At 42.1% G+C, this 4347-nt stretch carries 3 protein-coding genes; all 3 read left to right on the forward strand.

Translation table 11 applies throughout. The annotated features are described in order from the left end of the window. Positions 1–89: 89 nt before the first annotated feature. The 3 genes from ACUVXA_RS16900 to ACUVXA_RS16910 all read left to right on the forward strand — a co-directional run bounded on the left by ACUVXA_RS16900 (position 90) and on the right by ACUVXA_RS16910 (position 4291). Positions 90–1523 (forward strand): FAD-binding oxidoreductase, encoded by a 1434-nt coding sequence (locus ACUVXA_RS16900; protein WP_445872461.1) that lies wholly within the window; start codon positions 90–92, stop codon positions 1521–1523. Between the two features lie 12 nt (positions 1524–1535). Then, a complete protein-coding gene (locus tag ACUVXA_RS16905) occupies positions 1536–2720 on the forward strand; it encodes a (Fe-S)-binding protein (protein ID WP_445872462.1) in 1185 nt (394 codons plus the stop codon). Positions 2721–2854: 134 nt separating this feature from the next. Continuing rightward, positions 2855–4291, forward strand: a complete 1437-nt coding sequence (locus tag ACUVXA_RS16910) for an FAD-binding oxidoreductase (protein WP_445872463.1) — start codon at positions 2855–2857, stop codon at positions 4289–4291. The last annotated feature ends 56 nt before the right edge of the window (positions 4292–4347 follow it).

Raw genomic sequence — 4347 nt, forward strand, 5'->3', positions numbered from 1 at the left:
TTTTTTAACTATAAAATATCTTTATGTAAAAAAAGTAAAATAATTCAAATATGATAATTTCTTTGAATTCTCGAATGGAGGAAAAGATTTTGTCTAAAAAAAAGCTTGTCGATTCCAAACATTCCCGAACTCTTGAATCGCTTCAGAAAATTGTTGGGAAAAATTTTGCTACAGATAGAATGGAGGAACGCTATTACTATGCTAGCGATCCTAGTGCCGAGGAACCACACACACCAGAGTTTGTGGTTATGCCTGAAACCGTGGAAGAGATCCGGGAAATATTACGTTTAGCCAATCGTGAAAAAATTCCAGTAACTCCACGTGTAGGCGGTATGACGCTGTCTGGACTTGCGATTCCTTACGGAGGAGGTATCGTTCTGGATTTGAAGAGGATGGATAAAATAATTGAAGTGAACGAGAATTCGATGTATGCAGTGGTTGAGTGCGGTGTAACCACCGGGCAGCTCAAAACATACCTTGAAGATAACCATCCGGATCTCTGGTTTTGCCAGCCTCATGCTCCGCAGTCTGTCGGAGTTATTTCTAACTTGAACATTTACGGAGCGGGCCAGGTTTCCCTACCTTATGGTTTAAGTTCTGACCTATTGAATGGTTTAGAGGTGGTTCTTCCCACGGGTGAGATTCTAAGGACCGGCTCTTGTGCTTTGGGTAAGGGATGGGTTACCAAGTATTGTCTCCCTGACTTTATGGGCCTCTTCTTGGGGTGGTTTGGAGCAACTGGAATTATAACTAAGGCTTCCATCCAGCTCTGGCCAAAACCAAATCTCCGGGACACTGTATTCTACAAGATAGATACAATAGAAGAAACAGAAGAATTGCTCTTAAAACTTTGCAAGAGTCAAGCCTGTGATGATATATATATTAACAGTTGGACGGGAACAAGTACAAAGCGATTCTATATGCCTGAAAAACCTGAAGGTATGCCCGAAATTACTTTGGATGTGATTTTGAGTGGAAAATCGCAGGATGAGTTGGACTTGAAGAAGCGGGTTGTGGGTGAAATAATTGAAGAAGCCTTAAAAAACGGTGTTAAAGTGGAGGAATTCGAACCTCCGTTTATGATAAAAATGGGCATGTTGCTTGTTCCTCAGCCCTTGACGTTTATGGATCTGATGTTTGGTGGAGGAGCGGAGTACCTTGGTTGCTACATTCCCACCGAAACCTTGGCAACTGCTTATAATAAGGGAATTGACATATCGAAAAAATATGGATTCCAATACATGCAGGTGGCTAGACCCTTCAGAACAGGACACGTAACGGGAATAATGTACGCCTTCCCCTTTGATAAAATGAATCCAGAAATTGTTCAAAACGTACTGAATATCTTAGCGGAAATAAGCGACATGGCTATAAATCTTGGTGGTGTACCATGGAAACCCTCCCCCACAGTTCAGAAGACGGTTTTAAAACATGCGGATCCCGAATTCATCGATTTTATGAAGAAGATCAAAACTATGCTTGATCCCAATGGAATAATGGCTCCTGGAGAATGGGCCTTGTAGGAGATGATAATTATGGCTTTAGAAAAGTATAAGGATATACTTCACCGATGCTACAAATGTCAATACTGTAGAACCACAGGCATCAGCCTATTTTATCCGAATTGTCCCTCATACGTCAAATATAGATTTGAAACCTTCACAGGTGGCGGAAGGGTGTGGACTGCTAAGGGATTGGCTGAGGAGGAGTTCGGTCTCGATGATGACATTGTAGATATACTATTCGCCTGTCAAACCTGCGGTAACTGCTCCACCCAATGCATCTACCCCATAAAGGACAGCATCCTGAGAATAATTGAGGCCACCAGAGCCGAAGCGGTAAATGCCGGATTAAATCTTCCAGGTCGTCAGAAGGATTTCGGGGTACATCTTGGGAAAGAGCACAACCCTTATCTTGAACCTCATAGTAAAAGGTGGGACTGGTTGCCTAAGGGCATCATTCTTCCCGAAAAATCGGAAATGGTTTACTTTGTGGGCTGCACTTCAGCCTATCGGCAAAAGGTTCTGGCACAGGACACAGTTGCTGTTTTTGATAATTTGAACTTGGACTTCACCATAATGAAGGACGAGTGGTGCTGCACCTCACCCCTGCTGAGAACCGGGCAGTGGGAAACAGACTACGTCTCCGCCCCCCAGATAGCACAACACAACATCGAAGAAGCCAAAAAAGTCGGCGCGTGTAAAATCGTTACCACCTGTGCCGGATGTTTCAGAGTCTGGAAAAAGGACTACTTGGAAGAATACGACTGGCTTCTCAACTCCAAGCACGATTTTGAGGTTCTACACACCACCCAGCTTCTGGAAAACATGGTAAAAAACGGGGAAATAGAACTAAAAAACGAAATCAACATGAGAGTAACCTATCATGATCCTTGCCACTTGGGAAGACACATGGGGGTTTACGATGCACCAAGAAACATACTCAAGGCGATACCGGGCATAGAAATTGTTGAGATGCCTAGAACCAGAGAAAACGCTTGGTGTTGCGGATCCGGAGGCGGAGTCAAATCTGGATATGGTGAATGGTCTGTTGAAACCGCATATGAGCGAGTGAAAGAAGCGGAAAAACTGGGAGTAGAAGCCATAGTATCCGCCTGTCCCTTCTGCTGGCGTAACCTAGAAGACGCGATAAAACAGTACAATTCCAAACTCCAAATGCTCGATGTAATACAACTGGTCAGAAAATCAATGGGCATCTAAAAAACGACTAAATGTTTTACCCATTTCCCTCCCCTTTTTTATTAATTTAAATTTCCAAAAATCTATTACAATATTTTTCAAAATCTCTTTGGTCCGAGTCTCTAATTTGAGAAAATAATTGGAGAAAAAAGAATTTGCCTAGAAAACAAATTAAAAGGCAGAACCATCTGGATGTTCTTAAATCTCTAGAAAAAATTGTGGGAAAATATTTTGTTTCCGACCGGATAGAGGAAAGCTACTATTATTCCAGCGATCCCAGCACCGAAAAACCATCCATACCCGAATTTGTGGTAATGCCAGGAACCGTAGAAGAGATACAGAAAATAATACGACTAGCCAATCGCGAAGGGAAACCAGTCACCCCCCGTGTAGGCGGTATGACGCTGTCTGGTCTTGCCATACCATATGAGGGAGGCATACTGCTGGATTTGAAACGAATGGACAGGATTCTCAAGGTAAACAGGGATTCCATGTATGCAGTTATTGAGTGTGGCGTAACTATAGGTCAGCTAAAAACCTGTCTCGAGACAAATTATCCAGATCTCTGGTTCAGTATGCCTCACGCCCCCCAATCTGTGGGAGTTATTCCTAACGCATTGATATATGGTGCAGGACAAATTTCTTTAAACTATGGTGTCAACTCTGATATGGTTAATAGTTTAGAGGTGGTTCTTCCTACAGGTGAAATTCTGAGGACTGGCTCCTGTGTTCTTGGTAAGTCTTGGTTCTCCAAGTATTGTCTTCCTGATTTTACGGGTCTTTTTCTGGGCTGGTTTGGAGCCACAGGAATTATTACTAAGGCTTCCATTCAGCTCTGGCCTAAGCCGATTTTTCGAGATGCTCTATTCTATAAAATCTATAATATAGATGATATCTCTGGAGTTCTCTTGAAAATAACCAAGAGTGAAGCTTGCGAAGATATATGTATGTTTAGTTGGACGGGAACTAGTGGTAAAGAAAGATTCCATTTACCCGAAAAACCTGAAGAAGTACCAGAAATTACAATGGATGTAATATTAAATGGGAAGTCACAGGAAGAGATAGACTTTAAGAAGCGGGTTGTGAGGGGGATTGCAGAGGATTTATTGAGCAACGGTGTTAAGGTTGAGGAATATACTCGCTCCTCACAGATAAAAAATGGAGTTTTGCTAGTTCCTAGAATCTTTCCTTTCATGGACTTGTTAAAAGGTGGAGGAGCGGAATACCTAGGCTGCTACATTCCCACTGAAATTACAGTGACCGCATATAGAAAAGGGGTAGAAGTTGCGAAAAAATATGGGTTTCAATATTTACACTTTATAAGACCTATTAGAACAGGGCACGCGGTCTGCATACTTCACACATTTCCTTTCGATAAAAGAAATTCTCTCCAGGTCAAAAAACTGTTAAAAGCCTTAGAGGAAATCTCTGAGGCATGCATTAATCTTGGGGGAGTGCTCTGGAAACCATCTCCTACACTTCAGAAAATCGTATTGAAGTATGCTGAACCCGAGTATCTCAATCTCATGAAAAAAATAAAAAATCTTTTAGACCCGAACGGAATAATGGTTCCAAAACAGTGGACACCCTAATGGGCGGTAGTCATTCAGCAAAGTATTTATCTATTGATATGTTGAATTTGTAGCCT

This window comes from Candidatus Jordarchaeum sp. (genome assembly GCF_052745115.1).